Below are 18,572 nucleotides of genomic sequence, written 5' to 3' on the forward strand. Positions count from 1 at the left end.
ATTTCAACCCTTCCCTCCGCGCGTGGACAACAGCAGGTTGGTTTCACTGCGCATCACCCCGTCAATCCGGCGGATAGCGAATAGCACCTTGTCCAGCTCCTCAAGCGTGTCGGTGCCGATTTCAGCGATCAAATCCCATTTGCCATTGGTTGAATGAACCGCCTGCACCGCCGCGATCCCCAGCAGGCGGTGCATGATCTTTTCCGCCCCGCGCCCCTCGATCCCCAGCATCATCATGCCACGCACGGGGGCATGGGCAATGTCGCTTTTCAGACGCAGGGTGAACCCCAGAATTTCACCCCGCTTGATCAGGCGTTCAATCCGGCTGCGCACAGTGGTGCGCGACAGGCCCAGTTCCGCTGCCAGACTGGACAGCGGCGCGCGGGAATCGCGGCGCAGGGTGGCAATCAGCTTTTGATCAGTATCATCCATATCGGAACCTTTAGCATCCATATTGACCATTCTTCCTCCGATATAGCCGTTTTGCCTCCTTTGAGCCAGCCTATTTATCAAATTACACATAGGAACAGCGACAGAACAGGTTTTACAACATGCGAAATATCACCCTGATCGGGGCGCCCGTGGACAGCGGCAAGCGCCGCCGCGGCTGCCTGATGGGACCGGATGCCATGCGCACCGCCGGTCTGGAACAGGCCATCACCGGCCTTGGCCACAGTGTCACCGACATCGGCAATCTAACCCCTGCCCCCGTGGACATTCCCGAGGATGGCAAAAGCCACGCCCTGGCCGAAACCGTGGGCTGGACCCAAACCCTGATGCAGGCCGCGCAGGCGGCCATGCGCGACAGTCTCCCGATCTTCCTTGGCGGCGATCATGCGCTGGCACTTGGCACGGTGGCCGGTGTCGCCGCCTATGCTGCCGAAGTGAATCGCCCGCAGTTTGTGCTGTGGCTGGATGCCCACAGCGATTTCCACACGCCACAAACCACCGCCAGCGGCAATCTGCATGGCACGCCCTTGGGCTATGTCACCGGCTTGCCGGATTTTGACGCCTTCCCCCCGCTACCTGCTGTGGTGCCGATGAACAACCTCTGCCTTATCGGCCTGCGCTCGGTCGATCCGGCAGAACAGGCAGCGCTGGTGGAAAACAACATCCGCAGTGTCGATATGCGTGCCATTGACGAGGGCGGCATCAAACGCCCGCTCGAAGCGTTTCTGGACGATGTTTCCCGCGCCAACGGATTGCTGCATGTGTCTTTGGACGTAGACTTCCTTGATCCAGCCATCGCGCCCGCCGTTGGCACCACCGTTCCGGGCGGCGCCACCTTTCGCGAGGCCCATCTGGTGATGGAAATGCTGCACGACAGCGGGCTGGTGACATCGCTGGACCTTGTTGAACTGAACCCCTTTCTGGACGATCGCGGCAAAACCGCAAAACTGATGGTGGACCTGACGGCCTCCCTGCTTGGCCGCCGCGTCTTTGACCGCCCCACACGGAGTTACTGAACATGACCATTCCCGCCCCCTCGAAACTGGCCTATGTGCCGTTTGTATCGGTCGACAACATGATGAAGCTGGTGCATCACATCGGCATTGAACAGGTGCTGGCCGATCTGGCACGCTATATTCAGGATGATTTCGCCCGCTGGGAATTGTTCGACAAAACCCCGCGCGTGGCGTCCCATTCGACCGAAGGCGTGATCGAACTGATGCCCACCTCGGATGGGCAGGTTTACGGGTTCAAATACGTTAACGGCCACCCCTCCAACATGAAGAAAGGCCTGCAAACCGTTACTGCGTTTGGGCTTTTGGCGGATGTGGCCAGTGGTTATCCGGTGATGCTATCGGAAATGACCATCCTGACGGCGCTGCGCACAGCGGCGACATCGGCGATGGTGGCGAAACATCTGGCGCCCAAGGGCGCGAAAACCCTTGCGATGATCGGCAACGGCGCGCAAAGCGAATTTCAGGCGCTGGCGATGAAAACCGTCTGCGGCATCGAAAACCTGCGACTGTACGATATAGATCCCGCCGCCACCGCCAAATGCAAGGCCAATCTGGCCGATAGCGGGCTGAATATCACCGCCTGCCCCAGCCCCGAAGCGGCAATTGAAGGCGCGCAGATCATCACCACCTGCACCGCCGACAAACAATACGCCACCATCCTGACCGACAATATGGTCGGGGCCGGTGTGCATATCAACGCGATTGGCGGCGATTGCCCCGGCAAAACCGAACTGCACCGCGATATCCTGCTACGCAGCGATATATTTGTCGAAGGGGCTGACCCAGATAACTACTTCAAGTAACGCTTAACCCATTGTCTTAGCTGCAATAACTGAGCTGAAGGGTCACTGTTGTTGAAACGCCACTCGCATTCCTTCAAATATAGCCCAAATTGGGCCTTGGGGACACCGTTAAATCGGCGCATGTGGCGCTTGGCTTGGTTCCAGAAATTCTCGATGCCATTGATGTGGTTGTGACGGTCTGCAAAGAGCTTGGAATGGTTGATGCGAAAGTGGTGGAAGTCTGACACATCCAGCACATTATAACCGCGCCAACAATCGGAATAGACGATGGAATCCGGCACGACTTTGCGCTCTATGATCGGGATCAGAGTGGCGGATTTGGCGTCCGGGATGATCTTGGTGTAAACCTTCCCACCCCTTTTTAATATACCAAAAACGGGAATTTTACCTGCCGCACCACGCCCGCGTTTACCTTTGCGTTTGCCGCCAAAGTAGCTTTCGTCCACTTCTATTTCTCCGCCGAACATAGCTTGGCTTTCCGCCTCCAGCTCATAGGCGATTATCTCGCGCAGGCGTAGAAAATAAAACGCTGCGGTCTTGCGGTTTACACCACACAAACTGGCTGCTGTTCGTGCTGTCGATCCCGAAACAAAATGCTCCGTAAGACGGTCTTGCTTGTAGTGGCTCAGGCGACTCTTTCTCATGCTTCCCATCATAACCTCTTTTTAGGTTATCTGGGTCAGCCCCTTGTCGAATTCCCCGAACAAACCCGGATCGAGGGCGAAATCCAGCAGTTGGACCCCGATCACCCCGTGACCGAGATCTGGCAAGTGATCAACGGCACCGCCAAGGGCCGCACGTCTGATCGGCAAATCACCCTGTTTGACGGCGTCGGTTTCGCGATCGAGGATTTTTCCGCCCTGCGCTATGTGCACGACCAGTTGCAGGATGGTAATTTCTATCAGGATCTGGATATGGTCGCCGATCCCGATGATCCGCGTGATCTGTTCGGCATGTTGCAGCGGGCCAAAAGGTAAACCGCCGCTCATCAGCCCTTGCGGGCTTCTTCGCTGCCCAGCGAAGAAAGCCGTCAGGCTTGATGAGCGGCCATTTTCAGCGAAAAAATCCGCATCCCCATTGCACACAACATGTGCCATCCTGTATAGTCAAAGCAACAAAATACAGCTTCAGGCGAACAGGCGGAAATCCACGTGAACGACACTCCGGAAACACCAGAAAACGAAGAAGAAAACCAGAATCCGGCATATGTATATGACGGCCCTTCGATCTCGATTACCTCCGAGATGAAAACATCCTACCTCGACTACGCGATGAGCGTGATCGTTTCACGCGCGATTCCCGACCTGCGAGACGGGTTGAAACCGGTGCACCGGCGTATTCTTTATGCGATGTACGAGGGCGGAAATACCGCCGATAAACCCTACCGCAAATCGGCCCGTGCGGTCGGCGATGTGATGGGTAAATACCACCCGCACGGCGATAGCGCGATCTATGACGCGCTGGTGCGGATGGCGCAGGATTTCTCGATGTCGCTGCCGCTTTTGGACGGTCAGGGCAACTTTGGCTCGATGGATGGCGATAACGCCGCCGCGATGCGTTATACCGAGGTTCGGCTGGACAAACCCTCGGCCTTTCTGACCGCCGACATTGAAAAAGACACGGTCGATTTTCAGGACAATTACGACGGCAAGGATCAGGAACCCACCGTCCTGCCCGCCCGTTATCCCAATATGCTGGTCAACGGCGCTGGCGGTATTGCTGTGGGCATGGCCACCAACATCCCGCCGCACAATCTGGGCGAGGTGATCGAGGCCACTTTGGCGCTGATCGAAAACCCCGATCTGACCACGGAAGAGCTGATTGAATACGTCCCCGGCCCGGATTTCCCCACTGGCGGCATTATGCTGGGCCGAGCAGGTGCGCGCAAAGCCTATCTGGAAGGGCGTGGCAGCGTTATAATCCGCTCCAAAACCCGCACCGAGGAAATCCGCAAGGACCGTTACGCCATCGTCATCGACGAAATCCCCTATCAGGTGAACAAGGCGTCTATGATCGAAAAGATCGCCGAACAGGTGCGCGAAAAACGGATTGAGGGTGTCAGCCACGTTCAGGATGAATCCGACCGCAACGGTGTGCGCGTGGTGGTCGAGCTGAAACGCGACGCCACCCCCGAAGTGGTGCTGAACCAGCTGTTCCGTTTCACCCCGATGCAGACCAGTTTCGGCTGTAACATGCTGGCGCTGAATGGCGGGCGGCCCGAAACCCTGACCCTGCGCCGCTTCCTGACTTCTTTCATCAGTTTCCGCGAAGAAGTAGTCGCGCGCCGCACCGCCTTTGAATTGCGCAAAGCCCGCGAACGCAGTCACGTTCTGTGCGGTCTGGCCGTGGCTGTATCCAACGTGGATGAAATCGTCGCCACCATCCGCTCCTCTGCCGATCCTGCCGAGGCCCGCGAAAAGCTGATGACGCGCCGCTGGCCGGCGGGCGATATTCTGGAATATATCGCGCTGATTGACGATCCGACCCACAAGGCCAATGATGACGGCACCTACAACCTGTCCGAAACACAGGCCCGCGCCATTCTGGAATTGCGCCTACAACGGCTGACCGCGATGGGCGTCAAAGAAGTTACGGACGAATTGCAAACGCTGGCCGCCGCCATCCGCGAATACCTTGATATTCTACGTTCCCGCGACCGGATCATGGCGATCATTTCCGATGAATTGCGCGAGGTGAAGGAAAAATTCGCCGTGGACCGGCGCACCACCATCGTCGACTGGTCCGGCGACATGGAAGACGAAGACCTGATCGAACGCGAGGACATGGTCGTTACTGTCACCTCAGGCGGCTACATCAAACGCACCCCGCTGGCCGATTTCCGCGCCCAGAAACGCGGCGGCAAGGGGCTGGCCGGAATGCAGACCAAAGAAGAGGACGTGATCACCAACCTGTTCGTCGCCAACACCCACACGCAGCTGTTGTTCTTCACCACCGAAGGCATGGTTTACAAGCTGAAAACATGGCGCTTGCCACAGGGCGGACGCACCGCCAAGGGCAAGGCGATCGTCAACATCCTGCCGATCCCCACGGGCGTTTCCGTGGCCGCGATCATGCCGGTCGATGCGGATGAAAAGGACTGGGGCGATCTGCAGATATTCTTTGCCACCGATGCCGGTGACGTGCGCCGCAATGCGCTGTCCGATTTCACTAACGTGCGCGCCAACGGCAAAATCGCGATGAAACTGCCCGAGGGCGTGGAGCTGGTCAACGCGCGCATCTGCACCGAAGACGACGATGTGATGCTGTTCACTGCCGGTGGCCGTGCCATCCGCTTCCCCACCACCGCCGTGCGGGTGTTCAAGGGCCGCGACAGCACCGGCGTGCGCGGGATCAGGCTGAAAGACGGCGAAAAGGTCGTCTCGATGTCGATCATCCGCCATTTCGAGGCAACATCCGAAGAACGCATCGCTTACTTGAAAATGCGCCGTGCGCTGGCGGGTGCCGATGATACCGAGGTCGAAGCCGAAGAAGAAGGCGAAGGCGCCATCACACAGGAACGCTTCGAGGAAATGCAGGCCGTTGAGAACCTGATCCTGACCATCACCTCGGGCGGCTCGGGCAAACTGTCCTCCAGCCACGACTACCCCGTGCGCGGTCGCGGCGGCATGGGCGTTGCGGCGATGGACAAGGCAATGCGCGGCGGCGATCTTGTGGCCTCCTTTGCGGTCGAAATGGAAGACCAGATCATGCTGGCCACCTCCAAGGGCCAATCCATCCGCTGTCCGGTCAACGGCATCTCGTTCCGCTCACGCTCGGCTGGCGGGGTCAAGGTGTTTGACACAGCCAAAGGCGAAGTTGTGGTCTCGGTTGCGTGGATCGCTGAACGCGACGAGGACGATGCGGAAGAATCCGAAGAATAGACTCTTTCATTATCGTTCCCTAAATATCCCGGGGGTGCGGGGGCTGGCCCCCGCTTCTGCCCGACACAAAAGGCATAGATATGACCGATACACTCCACATCATCGGCGGTGGCATGGCCGGCGCCGAAGCCGCATGGCAAGCCGCGCAAATGGGCGTGCCTGTGGTGATCCACGAAATGCGGCCTAAGGTAAAAACCTTTGCCCACCGCACCGGCAATCTGGGGGAAATGGTTTGCTCCAATTCTTTCCGCTCGGACGATGACGAGGCAAACGCGGTCGGCCTGCTGCATTGGGAAATGCGCACAGCGGATGGCATCATCATCACCAGCGCCGATCAACACGCCCTGCCCGCCGGCTCTGCCCTTGCGGTGGACCGCGACCCGTTCAGCGAAACCATCACCAAACGCCTGCTGGACCATCCGCTGATCACCCTTGATGGCAACGAGATCACCGAACTGCCGATCGATGGCAACTGGATCATCGCCACCGGCCCGCTGACCTCATCCGCCCTTGGCCAATCCATCGCCGCCCACACCGGCGCTGATGCGCTGGCATTTTTTGACGCCATTGCGCCGATTGTCTATGCCGAAAGCATCGATATGGACACCTGCTGGATGCAGTCGCGTTACGACAAAGGCGACACCGAGGAAGAGCGCAAAGCCTATCTGAACTGCCCGATGGACAAACCCCAGTACGAGGCCTTTATCGACGCACTACTGGCCGCTGACAAAACCGAATTCCACGAAGGCGAAGCTGGTTCCTCCCCCAACCCCACCCCCTACTTTGACGGTTGTCTGCCGATCGAGGTGATGGCCGAACGCGGCCGCGAGACCCTGCGCTTTGGCCCGATGAAACCCGTCGGCCTGACCAACCCGCACCGTCCCGATGACAAACCCTATGCCGTGGTGCAATTGCGCCGCGATAACGCCTTGGGAACGTTGTATAATATCGTCGGATTCCAGACCAAAATGAAATACGGCGCCCAGACCGAGGTGTTCAAAATGATCCCCGGTCTGGAAAACGCCAGCTTCGCGCGTCTGGGCGGCATCCACCGCAATACATTTATCAATTCGCCCACCCTGCTGGATCATCAGTTGCGCCTGAAATCCCGCCCCAATGTCCGGTTTGCGGGGCAAATCACCGGAGTAGAGGGCTACGTTGAATCCGCCGCAATGGGCCTGCTGGCGGGCCGGATGGCGGCAGGGGAAATACTGGGCCGCCCCGTGGAAACCCCGCCGCTGGATACCGCGATGGGCGCTTTGGTCAACCACATCACCGGTGGCGCTGCGGCCAAGACGTTCCAGCCGATGAACGTCAACTTTGGCCTGTTCCAACCGATTGACGCCAAACACGGACGCAAGAACCGCAAAACCCGTTACAAGGCCTACACCGACCGCGCCAAAGCGGCGTGGCAGCAATGGCTGGACGCGCAAAACGCTTCCACCTAACGTGACGCCCATGCGCACCCGATTTGCCCCTTCCCCGACCGGCCCGCTGCATCTGGGCCACGCCTATTCCGCAATGCTGGCCTATGACATGACCACCAAGGCGGGCGGTGAATTCCTGCTGCGAATCGAGGACATCGACCAAAGCCGCGCCCGCCCAAAGTGGGAGGCGCAGATTTATGACAATCTGCACTGGCTGGGGCTGGAGTGGCCGGAACCGGTGATGCGCCAATCAGACCGGATGCCCGCCTATCATAATGCCCTTGCGAAACTGGAGGGCATGGGCCTTCTGTATCGCTGCACCTGCAAGCGCCGCGATATCGAAACCGCCGTTTCCGCCCCGCAAGAAGGGGTTGAACCCGCCTATGGGCCGGACGGGTTGATCTATCCTGGCACATGCCGAAATGCGGGCCACAGGGATAGAAACGCCGCCCTGCGTCTGAATATGGCCAAAGCCTGTGACATGCTGGGAAATCCGGTGCTGGAGTTTAGCGAAACCGGCCCCGCGCATAAAGGCATCCACCGGATTACCCCTGATGGTCTGATCCACCGCGTTGGCGACATCGTTCTGGCGCGCCGCGATATGGGAACCTCTTATCATTTGTCCGTGGTGCTGGATGACGCAGCGCAGAAAATCACCAATGTAATTCGGGGTGAGGACCTGTTTAACGCCACCAAAATCCACGTCCTGCTGCAAACCCTATTAGGCCTGCCCACCCCCACCTATCATCACCACCGCCTGATCCGTGATAACACCGGCAAACGCCTTGCCAAACGCGACGATGCCCGCGCTATCGCAAAATATCGAGGCGATGGAGCATGCCCTGCGGACATCCGCAAAATGGTCAGTTTGCAAGCCTAGTCCAGCGACCGCCAGGGTTTCGGCAAGAGCACCCAGTGATTATTCACAAAAACCAGCCCGTCAAAGGCCAACCCGCTGGTTTCGCCCTTTTTCACAAACTTGAACCGCACAATTGGTACATCGGTTTTGAAATACTGCACCACTTTTCGATAGCCACCAGGAAATTCATCCATAGCCGGATCGCCCGCCGCCAGCTTACCGGTGGTGGTATAGACCATATACAGATCATCATGCTCGGGCTTGGGACCAAATTTGATGCCCGGTTTCAAAGCAGCAGCATAGGTTTCAATCATTTTCGAGGCCAGCGGATCACTGTAAACCGCACGCACATCTTCGGGCCTGGGCAACAATTCCGCCGTCAGTGCCACAAGATCTTCGTTCGGATCAAAAAACCGCATCAACAGCGCCCGTGCCTCGGCTTCGCTTCCCGAGGCGGCTTTTCCTGTCTCACCCGAGGCTTTGTCACCTCCGACAAGATCCAGCAGGCTTGCAGTCTGATCCTTGACGCACCGTTTTCCTAGATTACGGATAACTGCGTTCAGATTATCCCGGCTCACCGGTCGCACCGCCGATTCCGAGGCTGCAAGATAACCGAATATCCACGCTCCGACCTGATCCAGCGTTGCCTCGTCCGCATTGCCGATAATCAGGCTACAGGGTTGGCGCGGATCAAAGCCCTGACCACTGGCAGGTATTGCAGACGCTAACGAAAGGCTTGCGGAAATGGCAAATATAGGGAACCTCTGTAAATTCCCGTTTTCGCCTTCTTCGCGGCGGGGTGGACGGTTTTTCGCCTGTCCCGCCTGATTGCTTCGGATCATAAACCCATTTTCACCGGTTTCAAGCCGGTTTTGGGTATTTCAGGCACACCTCACCCCATGAACCCTTATCCCGGCGCCGCCAGGCCGCATTCGAACTGGACGAAGCGCTTCATGTTGTAGACCAGGTTCATCATCCCGATGCGAAATCGCGCCCGCTTCAGGCCGATGGAGCGGATCAGCTTGCCGCCCATGGAGCGCTCCTGAAAAGCGAATACATGCTCGACCCGGACCCGCACTTTCGAGCGCCTCCGGTTGGCCTTTTGCTGGCGCTCGCCAAGCGGCTTGCCGCGCCTGCCCTTGTGATGGATATGGCTGTGAAGCCCCCGCTCTTCCAGCTCGCTTTCGATCTTTTGCGAGCGATAGGCGCTGTCGGCCCACAGGTCCGATGAGGTGTTGCTCGCATCAATCAGACCGGCAAGCGCCTGGCTGTCATGCACGGCGGCATCGGTGACATCATAAGCGCGGATGAATTTGTGCCGCCGGTCGACATTGATGTGGTTCTTGTAGCCGTAATAGCTCTTGCCGTGCTTCTTCGTCCAGCGCGCATCCACGTCCTTCTGGCGCTTCTTGTGGGGTTTTTCCTCCCACTCTTCAGGCGTTTCGCCCGCCTTGATTTTCTCGTTCTCGTCCCTTTTGTTGTGCTGGCGCGGCGCCGGAACGATGCTCGCATCAACAATCTGCCCGCCCATCGCCAGATAGCCCTTTTCGCGCAGAAAGGCATCGAACTTGTCAAACAGCTCCTTCATCTTCCCGGCCCCGGCCAGCCTTTCACGGTAGGCCCAGATGGTCTTGGCGTCAGGTACGCTGTCTTCAATGCCAAGGCCGAGAAACCGCATGAACGACAGGCGGTCGCGGATCTGATACTCGATCTGATCGTCAGAGAGGTTGTAGAGCTGCTGCAAAACCATCGTCTTGAATATCAGCACCTCATCCCAAGGCGGGCGGCCAGCGTTGGATTTGCGCTGTTCGGGCGGCGTGCGCCATATGGCCTTCAGCTCGTCCCGGTAATCCTCGAACGGCACCATGTCGTTGAGCAACACCAGCGGATCACCAGATTTGTCCAGTCCCGCGTATCGGCTGGAAAGATCAAAAAATCCCATCTGACCCATGACAAAACCCCGTCGGTCGAATCATTTTCATCCTGATGACGATTCTACCCCGTCAGGCCGGATTTTGGGGGATTTTTAGAGGTTCCCTAATGATATACGATCACACACAAGTATCTGCATATACCTTTGGTTTATGGGTGAAATCCCCCTACAATACATAAAGTTTGCCCCAAGAATGGTGATATTTACCTTTCCTTCATTCGCACGGGGTGATGTAACCCTAGAAACAATTTGAATAAGATTCGACGAAAGCAAGGGAGATCACGCATGGCGGGTTCGGTTAACAAGGTAATATTGATAGGCAATCTGGGCGCTGATCCCGAGGTGCGCACATTCCAGAATGGCGGCAAGGTTTGCAATCTGCGGATTGCAACATCCGAGACATGGAAAGACAAAAACACCGGCGAGCGCCGCGAGAAAACAGAATGGCACACAGTGGCCATCTTCTCGGAAGGGCTGGTGCGGGTCTGTGAGCAATATCTGAAAAAAGGCTCGAAGGTTTATATCGAGGGCGCATTGCAAACGCGCAAATGGCAGGATCAGTCGGGCAATGACCGGTATTCGACAGAAGTGGTTCTGTCCGGGTTCAACGGCACATTGGTTATGCTGGACGGCCGTAGTGGCGGCGGATCCGGTGGTGGCGGCTATGGCGGCGGTGATCAGGGCGGTTATGGCGGCGGATCATCCGGTGGCGGCTATGACAGCGGCCCACAGCAAGGTGGCGGTGGCAGCAATATCGACGACGAAATCCCGTTCTAGAAAACGGAAAAGGATTTTTTTACAAAGGCCCTGATGAAAATCGGGGCCTTTTTTTTGTTTTCAGGGTTTGCGCCGCCTGACGGCGTCGCCCCGCGCGCCCTGTCGGGCGCGTTTGCCTCCGGCGGAGGTATTTCAGGCAAGAAGAAGATTAGCGAGCGGCCAGAGCCTGCTCCAGAACGGCCCGTACCACGGCTTTATCCACATCGGATGTAACAAAAGCCTGCCCGATCCCGCGCACCATGATATAATGGATCGCACCATCAATCACCTTTTTGTCCTGCCCCATCAGGGCAATCAGCGCATCGGCATCCGGCAGATCCCCCTCAATATCCGACAGGTCGACCTTCATCCCCATATTGCGCAGATGGGCGCGCACACGGCTGGGGTCTTCCTGACTGCACAGGCCCAGACGGGCCGAGACCTCGAAGGCCAGCGCACAACCGATTGCCACACCTTCCCCGTGCAACAGACGGTCGGAATAGCCGGTCGCGGATTCAAGCGCATGACAGAAGGTGTGCCCGAGGTTCAACAGCGCACGGTCCCCCTGCTCGGTTTCGTCCCGCGCCACGATGTCGGCCTTGGCCTGACAGGACCGGCGCACGGCCTCGGCCCGTAGGGCCATGTCACCGGCGGCCAATGCAGGGCCGTTGATCTCCAGCCATTCAAAGAAATCCAGATCCCCCAGCATCCCGTATTTCACCACCTCGCCATAGCCGGCCAGAAAGTCGCGCGGGGTTAGCGTGCCCAGAACGCCAATATCAGCCAGCACCAGGGACGGTTGATGAAAGGCGCCGATCAGGTTTTTGCCCTGCGGCGCATTAATGCCGGTTTTGCCGCCGACCGAGCTGTCCACTTGCGCCAGCAGGGATGTCGGGATTTGCACGAAGTGCACCCCGCGCCGCAGCACAGAGGCGGCAAAGCCGACCAGATCACCAATCACCCCGCCACCAAAGGCCACCACCACATCGCGGCGCTCGATCTTTTGATCCAGCAGCCATTCCACCGTGCGGGTGAATTGTGGCCATGCCTTGGTCGCCTCGCCTGCAGGCAGCACCAGTGACACCATGTCGATGCCAGCATCTGCCAGACCGGCGCGCAGGGTCTCCAGATGCAACGCGGCGACGTTTTCATCCGACACCACCGCCACACGGGGACGCGCCAGCAAGGGGGCGATTTCGGCGCCAGCCTGTTTGATCAGCCCGTCACCTATCCGGATATCATAGGCGCGATCGCCCAGTTCCACACGCAGGGTTTCAACCATCTAATCTGCCTCCAGCACATCGGGGCGGGATTTCAGCGCATCCAGCACCGATGACGCCATATCGTTGATCGAATATTCCGCCCGCCCCTGCACGGCCAGATCGGCCTTTGCGTAAAGCGGCTCGCGGGCCTTGCACAATTCGCGCAGGGTTTCACGCGGGTTATCCGTGCGCAAAAGGGGACGTGTGTTTTTGTGGCGCACCCGTGCCCATAACAAATCCAAATCCGCCCGCAACCAGACCGCAATGCCCTTGTCAGCGATGACATTGCGGTTCCGTTCGGTCAAAAATGCCCCGCCACCAGTGGATAAAATGCCTGTCTTTTCTTCAAGAAGTCGCGTGATCACCTCGGTTTCGCGGGCCCGAAAGAAGACCTCGCCATCGCGTTCAAACACTTCAGCAATCGACATATTGGCGGCCTTGACGATCTCGTCGTCGGAATCCAGAAACGGCACCGAAAGGCGTTCGGCCAGGGCCTTGCCGACGGCGGTTTTGCCCGCCCCCATCATGCCCACCAGCACAACCGTCTTTTTCAACACATATGACAAACCGGCAGTCACCCGCTTAATTCCTAATTATTTACATTCAATGGCGTGAAATTTCATAAAAGGCCATATATAAATCGGGCAAACTGCGTCATAATGCAGGCAAAACAAAAAGGCAGACGATAATGGGGCGATTGCTAAAGGCACTTATTTTCCAAGACCTCTGCATGAGGCCATGGCTTTCGGTTGAAGCAAGATTTCGGCCGCCCACCTTGCGCCCCTGCGGGTCCGGCGGACAGACGGGTGGCGGGGTTTGGGGCTATGCGATTGCGGGGGTTTGCGGGTTGAGGGTGATCCTGTTTGCGGCCTTGAGCAGGTTTTGCGCGATGGCGGCCATGACCATCTGGGCATGCACCCTGGCGCGCCCGAAATATCTCGCCCGCTGCAGGCCGAAGAGGCGTTTCATCGTGCCGAAAGTCTACTCGATGCGGAAGCGGCGTTTCGAAATCAGCCGGTTGAAGCGTTTCTCCGATTGCCGCAGGGGGCGGCCGCGCGCTGCCTTGCGCAGGATGCCGTCGCGGTATTTGCCGCGCAGCATCTGGCGGTTGGCCTTGCTCGCATAGGCCTTGTCGGCCAGCACCCGCTGCGCCTTTGCGCCCGCGATCATGGTGGCGAATTCGGGGCTTTCGGCGGCATTGGCGGGCGTGGTGTGCACCTTGTCGATAAAGCCCTCTTCGTCGCAGCGGGCAAAGCCCTTGTAGCCGAGCGTGCTCTTGCGGCCCTTCTTGACCCAGCGGGCATCAGGGTCGGCGCTGAAATGCAGCTGTGCCCCGTCGGGTGAGACCTCGGGCGGATCATCCGGCGTCCCTTCCCTTGCCCCGTCCTCTGCCCGGTCCTGCGGGGCGTCGATATGGGTGCGCGGGCGCGCCGCCGCCGCGATCAGGGTCGCATCAATGATCGCCGCCTCAGCCTCTTTCAGCTTCAGCCCATGCGCCTCGATCTGGCGGCAGACCTCGGCCAGCAGCTCATCGTAAACGCCACCCCGGACCAGCGCATTGCGGAACCGGCAGTGGGTCGTCTCATCCGGCACCGACGCGTGCAGATCGAGCCCGCAGAACAGCATGAAATCCAGCCGCACCTTCAAGGCCCGCTCCAGCTTCGGGTCGCTCAGCCCGTGCCACTGGCCAACCAGAAGACACTTGAACAGAACCAGCGGATCATAGCCCTGAGGCCCGATCCCCGAGCGCCCCAGACCGCGCCGCAGGATCGGCAAAAACGAGTTCCAATCCATCAGCGCGTCGATCTTCGACAGAACGTCATCCGCGCCGATCCGTGCCGCCGCTTCGTGCAGGAAAAGGTCCATCTATTCACCCCAGAGATTTCCCGGCTAGCTTACCAAAACGGCCAACCCGGGGGAATCCCGATGTTATGCAGAGGTCTTTTTCCTTCTTTTGCTGGGCTTTGTCGCCCTGACGGGCTATGCCTATCTGGGGGATATGACCCCCGAGGTAAAAGAGGTTAACCAGCCGGTTACACTGGATGTCGAGTAAAAGGTTTTTCATTTTCACAGCCCTTGTTCTGGGCAATGCCGCGATTGCGCTGGCAGATGCGCCGCTTTCGGCGATTGACTGGCTGTCCGATACGGTGGCCACACCGGTTGTGATGCAACCGCCCACGGCCACGGATGTTACCCGCGATGCCTCGGTCGAGGATATCACCGTCACAACGCTGGATGGGCCAACGCCGGATGCGGTGGGGTTGTTGCCAGTGTCGGTTACCGGGTTGCCGCGCAACTTCTGGGGCGCCACTCCCAGCGAGGAGTTGGCCAATCAGGTGCGGCGTCAACCGGTTCAAAGCCTGCCCGCACTAGAGGATCTGCTGAAAATGATCCTGCTGGCCGAACTGGATGCGCCACTGGATGCCGATGGCTCCGGCGCGCTGTTTTTGGCGCGGATCGACAAATTGCTGGATATGGGATCACTGGATCAGGCGCAGGCCCTGCTGGAACGCGCGGGGCCGGACACGCCTGACCTGTTTCGCCGCTGGTTCGATGTGGCCCTGCTGACCGGCACCGAGCATGCCGCCTGTGCCAAGCTGAAAGACAAGGCCGATATCGCCCCCACCTATCCGGCGCGGGTGTTTTGTCTGGCCCGCAACGGGGATTGGAACGCCGCCGCTGTGACTTTGGAAACCGCCAAGGTGCTGGGCTATATCACCAAAGAGGAAGACGCCCTTTTGGCGCGTTTTCTGGACCCCGAATTATTCGAAGGCCTACCGCCCCTGCCCGTTCCCAAACATGTCACGCCGCTGATTTTCCGCATGCGCGAAGCGATTGGCGAGCCGATCCCGACAGCCAACCTGCCGCTGGCCTTTGCCAATGCGGACCTGCGCAGCAACACCGGTTGGAAAACCCAGATCGAGGCCGCCGAACGGCTGGCCCGCACCGGCGCGATTGATCCGAACCGCCTGTTGGGAATTTATACCGAACGCCTGCCTGCTGCTTCGGGCGGTATATGGGAACGCATCGAGGCCGTGCAGCAATTTGATACCGCCATGTCCACCAACGACCCGGGGGCCGTGGCCACGGCCCTGCCCGCCGTCTGGCAAGAAATGCAGCACGCGCATCTCGAAGTGCCCTTTGCCACGTTATACGGCGAGCGACTGGAACGGTTACCATTGCAAGATGAAGCGGCAGAACTGGCGTTTCATATCGGCTTGCTGTCTGCGGATTACGAAAAGGTGGCGGACCATTACAAACCGGTCACGGTGATGGACAAATTTCTGGTGGCGATCGCGCAAGGGGACGTGAGTGGCGTGGCTTCGCCCGATGCCAAGGGCAATGTGGTGAAGCCCGCGTTTCAGGCCAACACGGCGCCGGTCGAATTTGCCCCGCTTCTGGCGGACAACCAGTTGGGCAAGGCGATATTGCAAGCCATCACCCTGTTTGCCCAAGGGGCGGATGGGGATCTGAAAGATGTGCGCAAGGCCTTGTTATTGCTGCGTTCTGTCGGATTAGAGGACACGGCGCGGCGGGCGGCGATACAATTGATGCTGCTGGAACGGCGCGGCTAGGCCGATGGACGCCCGCCACTGGATCAGCACCTATCTGGACGCCCAAGCCGCCGAAATGGACGCGGCCGCCAACACCCAGTCCGCCTATGCCCGCGACCTGATGGATTTTGCCGATTGGCTGTCTGGCAAGGGGCCGGATTTTGCCAGCGCCACCCGCGCCGATGTCGAGGGCTATCTGATCCATTGCGAGGCGCAAGGATTGGCCCAAGCCACCCGCGCACGGCGGCTGTCGTCGATCAAGGGGCTGTACCGGTTTGCATTCGAGGAAGGCTGGCGCGACGACAATCCCGCAATCCAGATCAAAGGGCCGGGGCGGGCCAAAAGCCTGCCCAAAACCCTGAGCATTGACGAGGTCGAAGCCCTGCTGACCGCCGCCCGCAGCCATGGGCGCAATACTTCGGACCGGCTGCGCAATACCTGCCTGATGGAACTGCTCTATGCCACGGGGATGCGGGTAACCGAACTGGTGTCGCTGCCGGTGTCTGCCGTGCGGGGTGATCCACGGATGATACTGGTGCGCGGCAAGGGCGGCAAGGAGCGCATGGTGCCGCTGTCCCCCCCTGCCCGTGCGGCATTGGTGGCATGGATCAAACTGCGCGACGAACAGGATGATGCGGCCCGCGCCAAAGGGGCTGCACCCTCGAAATTCCTGTTCCCGTCGCGCAGCAAGCTGGGCTATATGACCCGCAACCGGTTTTATCTGCTGATCAAGGAGTTGGCGGTGCATGGCGGCGTTTCCCCCGCCAAAGTCACCCCACACACCCTGCGCCATGCCTTTGCCACGCACCTGTTGGCCAACGGGGCCGATCTGCGGTCGATCCAGACGTTGCTGGGCCATGCCGATATTTCCACCACCGAGATTTACACACATGTGCTTGAGGAGCGGCTAAAGGAACTGGTGCTGGAGCATCATCCGCTGGCCAAGGACAATTAACCCAACCAAAGGCGGGGTGAACCCCGCCCTACGGACAGCCACTTGAACCGGCGCGCAACAAGCCCCATAAAGGCAGATAACCCCTTTTAGATGTGAGAGAAATGCCCGAAACCGCCCCTTTCCTTGATACTGCCTTCTGGATCACCTCGGGCTTTATCGCCCTGTTGTTGCTGTTATCGGCGTTCTTTTCCGGCTCGGAAACCGCATTGACGGCGGCATCACGCGGCAAATTGCGCGCACAGGCCGACAAGGGCAACAAAGGCGCCAAACAGGCGCTGGATGTGACCGAAGACACCGAACGGCTGATCGGCGCGGTGCTGCTGGGTAACAATCTTGTAAATATCCTTGCGGCCTCATTGGCCACCGCCCTGTTCACCCGCCTGTTTGGCGAAAGCGGCGTGGCGTTGGCCACTTTGCTGATGACCTTCCTTGTGCTGGTTTTCGCCGAGGTGCTGCCCAAAACCTATGCCATCACAAACCCCGAAACCGCCGCCGCCCGCGTGTCGCCGGTTATCCGGCTGGTTGTCAGCGTTTTTTCCCCCATTGTCAGCGCAATCCGCTGGTTCGTGCGCCTGATGCTGCGGCTGTTCGGAGTCAAGGTGGATCCGGACGGCCAGATGCTGGCTGTGCGCGAGGAAATCGCAGGGGCCATTTCGCTGGGCCATTCCGAAGGCGTGGTTGAAAAAGAGGACCGCGACCGCATTCTGGGCGCGCTTGATCTGGGCGAGCGCACGGTCGAGGAAATCATGTTGCACCGCTCGAAGATCGAGATGATCGACGTTGCGGATGATCCGCAAGATGTTTTGGCGCAATGCCTGAATTCCGCCCATACCCGTCTGCCGCTATTCCGCGATGATCCGGAAAACATCATCGGGGTGATCCATGCCAAAGACCTGCTGCGTGCCATGCACAAGTTGATGGTGCAAAAAGAGGCGTCTTTCGAAGCCCTGAATGATTTTGACGTTTTGAAAGTGGCCAAGAAACCCTACTTCGTACCGGAAACCACCACGCTGGACGACCAGATGCGCCAGTTCCTAAGGCGTCACGCGCATTTTGCGCTGGTGGTGGATGAATATGGATCGTTGCAGGGGCTGATCACGCTCGAGGATATTCTGGAAGAGATCGTCGGCGAAATCACCGACGAGTTCGACAAGGACGACGAGCCAACGATCGGTAAATCCGACGACGGGGGATTCGTGGTCGAAGGCGCAATGACCATCCGCGATCTGAATCGTGCCACAGACTGGAACCTGCCGGATGAAGAGGCCATCACGGTTGCCGGGTTGGTCATCCACGAGGCCCAGATGATCCCGTCAGAAGGCCAGGTGTTTTCCTTCCACGGGTTTCGCTTTGAAGTGCTGGAGCGGCAGGCCAACCGGATTATGAAGCTGAAAATCCGGCCTTTATGATCACAGGCAGCTACTGTTGCTTCATGCGGTTTCTTAGGAAGAGCACCATGACCACAAGTCCAAGGCAAACCAGCAGCAGCGTGATCCAGACAAGCCCTGCCTGCTCGACATAGACCATGCCCGTTTGCGGATCATAACAACGCCCCAACTCGTTGAAACAATCGCGCCACCGGTAATAGCGATCAAAATAGGCAAAGCCGAACAATGCGGCCATGCCCAGCAAGACCGCCAAGATAAGGTTGAAAACCACGGTCACGATGAACGGAA

The 18,572-nt window shown here is 58.7% G+C and carries 17 protein-coding genes and 2 pseudogenes; 10 read left to right on the top strand and 9 right to left on the bottom strand.

Going from position 1 to position 18,572, the window contains the following annotated elements:
• Positions 1-3 precede the first annotated feature (3 nt).
• Positions 4-432 carry an Lrp/AsnC family transcriptional regulator gene (locus ACQY4M_RS06685; RefSeq protein ID WP_428542373.1) on the bottom strand — a complete coding sequence of 143 codons (429 nt, stop codon included), beginning with the start codon at positions 430-432 and terminating at the stop codon, positions 4-6.
• Positions 433-551: 119 nt separating this feature from the next.
• Between ACQY4M_RS06685 and rocF the strand changes: the two genes are divergently transcribed.
• Positions 552-1,466, top strand: a complete 915-nt coding sequence (gene rocF, locus ACQY4M_RS06690) for an arginase (RefSeq protein WP_428542375.1) — start codon at positions 552-554, stop codon at positions 1,464-1,466.
• A 2-nt stretch (positions 1,467-1,468) separates the two neighbouring features.
• Positions 1,469-2,239: pseudogene (locus ACQY4M_RS06695) on the top strand (ornithine cyclodeaminase); the annotation flags it as partial.
• Between the two features lie 17 nt (positions 2,240-2,256).
• Here ACQY4M_RS06695 and ACQY4M_RS06700 read toward each other — a convergent pair.
• Positions 2,257-2,913, bottom strand: a complete 657-nt coding sequence (locus ACQY4M_RS06700; protein ID WP_428539609.1) for an IS1595 family transposase — start codon at positions 2,911-2,913, stop codon at positions 2,257-2,259.
• Between the two features lie 45 nt (positions 2,914-2,958).
• Between ACQY4M_RS06700 and ACQY4M_RS06705 the strand changes: the two are divergent.
• The 4 genes and pseudogenes from ACQY4M_RS06705 to gluQRS all read left to right on the top strand — a co-directional run.
• Positions 2,959-3,246, top strand: a pseudogene (locus tag ACQY4M_RS06705) (ornithine cyclodeaminase); the annotation flags it as partial.
• Positions 3,247-3,495: 249 nt separating this feature from the next.
• Complete coding sequence (gene gyrA, locus ACQY4M_RS06710; protein ID WP_428542553.1) at positions 3,496-6,150, top strand: DNA gyrase subunit A; 2,655 nt, start codon at positions 3,496-3,498, stop codon at positions 6,148-6,150.
• A gap of 80 nt (positions 6,151-6,230) precedes the next feature.
• Positions 6,231-7,598 (top strand): methylenetetrahydrofolate--tRNA-(uracil(54)-C(5))-methyltransferase (FADH(2)-oxidizing) TrmFO, encoded by a 1,368-nt coding sequence (gene trmFO, locus ACQY4M_RS06715; RefSeq protein WP_428542378.1) that lies wholly within the window; start codon positions 6,231-6,233, stop codon positions 7,596-7,598.
• A 10-nt stretch (positions 7,599-7,608) separates the two neighbouring features.
• Positions 7,609-8,457: a tRNA glutamyl-Q(34) synthetase GluQRS gene (gluQRS, locus tag ACQY4M_RS06720; RefSeq protein WP_428542381.1), complete on the top strand. Its 849-nt coding sequence runs from the start codon at positions 7,609-7,611 to the stop codon at positions 8,455-8,457.
• Here the strand turns inward: gluQRS and ACQY4M_RS06725 are convergent.
• Complete coding sequence (locus ACQY4M_RS06725; protein WP_428542384.1) at positions 8,454-9,278, bottom strand: hypothetical protein; 825 nt, start codon at positions 9,276-9,278, stop codon at positions 8,454-8,456. The two genes, gluQRS and ACQY4M_RS06725, sit on opposite strands and share 4 nt — an antisense overlap.
• Positions 9,279-9,343: 65 nt before the next feature.
• On the bottom strand, positions 9,344-10,387 hold the full coding sequence (locus ACQY4M_RS06730; protein ID WP_428539227.1) for an IS5 family transposase: 1,044 nt from the start codon (positions 10,385-10,387) through the stop codon (positions 9,344-9,346).
• A gap of 267 nt (positions 10,388-10,654) precedes the next feature.
• On the opposite strand from ACQY4M_RS06730, the gene ssb reads away from it, so the two are divergent.
• Positions 10,655-11,146: a single-stranded DNA-binding protein gene (gene ssb, locus ACQY4M_RS06735; RefSeq protein ID WP_428542387.1), complete on the top strand. Its 492-nt coding sequence runs from the start codon at positions 10,655-10,657 to the stop codon at positions 11,144-11,146.
• A gap of 148 nt (positions 11,147-11,294) precedes the next feature.
• On the opposite strand, the gene aroB is transcribed toward ssb, so the two are convergent.
• From aroB to ACQY4M_RS06755, 4 genes are all read right to left on the bottom strand, one after another.
• Complete coding sequence (aroB, locus tag ACQY4M_RS06740) at positions 11,295-12,407, bottom strand: 3-dehydroquinate synthase (RefSeq protein WP_428542390.1); 1,113 nt, start codon at positions 12,405-12,407, stop codon at positions 11,295-11,297.
• The gene (locus ACQY4M_RS06745; RefSeq protein ID WP_428542393.1) at positions 12,408-12,965 is read right to left on the bottom strand and encodes a shikimate kinase; all 558 of its coding nucleotides are present in this window, start codon (positions 12,963-12,965) and stop codon (positions 12,408-12,410) included.
• 244 nt (positions 12,966-13,209) lie between these two features.
• A complete protein-coding gene (locus ACQY4M_RS06750) occupies positions 13,210-13,356 on the bottom strand; it encodes a hypothetical protein (RefSeq protein WP_428542396.1) in 147 nt (48 codons plus the stop codon).
• Positions 13,357-13,368: 12 nt separating this feature from the next.
• Positions 13,369-14,253 (bottom strand): IS5 family transposase, encoded by an 885-nt coding sequence (locus tag ACQY4M_RS06755; RefSeq protein ID WP_428542399.1) that lies wholly within the window; start codon positions 14,251-14,253, stop codon positions 13,369-13,371.
• A 176-nt stretch (positions 14,254-14,429) separates the two neighbouring features.
• On the opposite strand from ACQY4M_RS06755, the gene ACQY4M_RS06760 reads away from it, so the two are divergent.
• The 3 genes from ACQY4M_RS06760 to ACQY4M_RS06770 all read left to right on the top strand — a co-directional run bounded on the left by ACQY4M_RS06760 (position 14,430) and on the right by ACQY4M_RS06770 (position 18,305).
• The gene (locus ACQY4M_RS06760) at positions 14,430-15,962 is read left to right on the top strand and encodes a hypothetical protein (protein WP_428542402.1); all 1,533 of its coding nucleotides are present in this window, start codon (positions 14,430-14,432) and stop codon (positions 15,960-15,962) included.
• A gap of 4 nt (positions 15,963-15,966) precedes the next feature.
• Positions 15,967-16,896: a site-specific tyrosine recombinase XerD gene (locus ACQY4M_RS06765; RefSeq protein WP_428542405.1), complete on the top strand. Its 930-nt coding sequence runs from the start codon at positions 15,967-15,969 to the stop codon at positions 16,894-16,896.
• A 101-nt stretch (positions 16,897-16,997) separates the two neighbouring features.
• The gene (locus tag ACQY4M_RS06770; RefSeq protein ID WP_428542408.1) at positions 16,998-18,305 is read left to right on the top strand and encodes an HlyC/CorC family transporter; all 1,308 of its coding nucleotides are present in this window, start codon (positions 16,998-17,000) and stop codon (positions 18,303-18,305) included.
• 10 nt (positions 18,306-18,315) lie between these two features.
• Here the strand turns inward: ACQY4M_RS06770 and ACQY4M_RS06775 are convergent, their stop codons facing one another.
• Entirely contained in the window at positions 18,316-18,519 is a 204-nt protein-coding gene (locus ACQY4M_RS06775; protein ID WP_428542411.1) for a hypothetical protein, read from the bottom strand.
• Positions 18,520-18,572: the final 53 nt, after the last annotated feature.

The organism is Profundibacter sp., assembly GCF_965277155.1.
Classification (GTDB): Bacteria; Pseudomonadota; Alphaproteobacteria; order Rhodobacterales; family Rhodobacteraceae; genus Profundibacter.

Excerpts from the sequence above, each read along its gene's own strand:
- ACQY4M_RS06685 (WP_428542373.1), bottom strand. The coding sequence starts at position 432 with ATGGATGATACTGATCAAAAGCTGATTGCCACCCTGCGCCGCGATTCC.
- rocF (WP_428542375.1), top strand. The coding sequence starts at position 552 with ATGCGAAATATCACCCTGATCGGGGCGCCCGTGGACAGCGGCAAGCGC.
- ACQY4M_RS06700 (WP_428539609.1), bottom strand. The coding sequence starts at position 2,913 with ATGAGAAAGAGTCGCCTGAGCCACTACAAGCAAGACCGTCTTACGGAG.
- trmFO (WP_428542378.1), top strand. The coding sequence starts at position 6,231 with ATGACCGATACACTCCACATCATCGGCGGTGGCATGGCCGGCGCCGAA.
- gluQRS (WP_428542381.1), top strand. The coding sequence starts at position 7,609 with ATGCGCACCCGATTTGCCCCTTCCCCGACCGGCCCGCTGCATCTGGGC.
- ACQY4M_RS06725 (WP_428542384.1), bottom strand. The coding sequence starts at position 9,278 with ATGATCCGAAGCAATCAGGCGGGACAGGCGAAAAACCGTCCACCCCGC.
- ACQY4M_RS06730 (WP_428539227.1), bottom strand. The coding sequence starts at position 10,387 with ATGGGTCAGATGGGATTTTTTGATCTTTCCAGCCGATACGCGGGACTG.
- ssb (WP_428542387.1), top strand. The coding sequence starts at position 10,655 with ATGGCGGGTTCGGTTAACAAGGTAATATTGATAGGCAATCTGGGCGCT.
- aroB (WP_428542390.1), bottom strand. The coding sequence starts at position 12,407 with ATGGTTGAAACCCTGCGTGTGGAACTGGGCGATCGCGCCTATGATATC.
- ACQY4M_RS06750 (WP_428542396.1), bottom strand. The coding sequence starts at position 13,356 with ATGAAACGCCTCTTCGGCCTGCAGCGGGCGAGATATTTCGGGCGCGCC.
- ACQY4M_RS06755 (WP_428542399.1), bottom strand. The coding sequence starts at position 14,253 with ATGGACCTTTTCCTGCACGAAGCGGCGGCACGGATCGGCGCGGATGAC.
- ACQY4M_RS06760 (WP_428542402.1), top strand. The coding sequence starts at position 14,430 with ATGTCGAGTAAAAGGTTTTTCATTTTCACAGCCCTTGTTCTGGGCAAT.
- ACQY4M_RS06765 (WP_428542405.1), top strand. The coding sequence starts at position 15,967 with ATGGACGCCCGCCACTGGATCAGCACCTATCTGGACGCCCAAGCCGCC.
- ACQY4M_RS06770 (WP_428542408.1), top strand. The coding sequence starts at position 16,998 with ATGCCCGAAACCGCCCCTTTCCTTGATACTGCCTTCTGGATCACCTCG.
- ACQY4M_RS06775 (WP_428542411.1), bottom strand. The coding sequence starts at position 18,519 with ATGGCCGCATTGTTCGGCTTTGCCTATTTTGATCGCTATTACCGGTGG.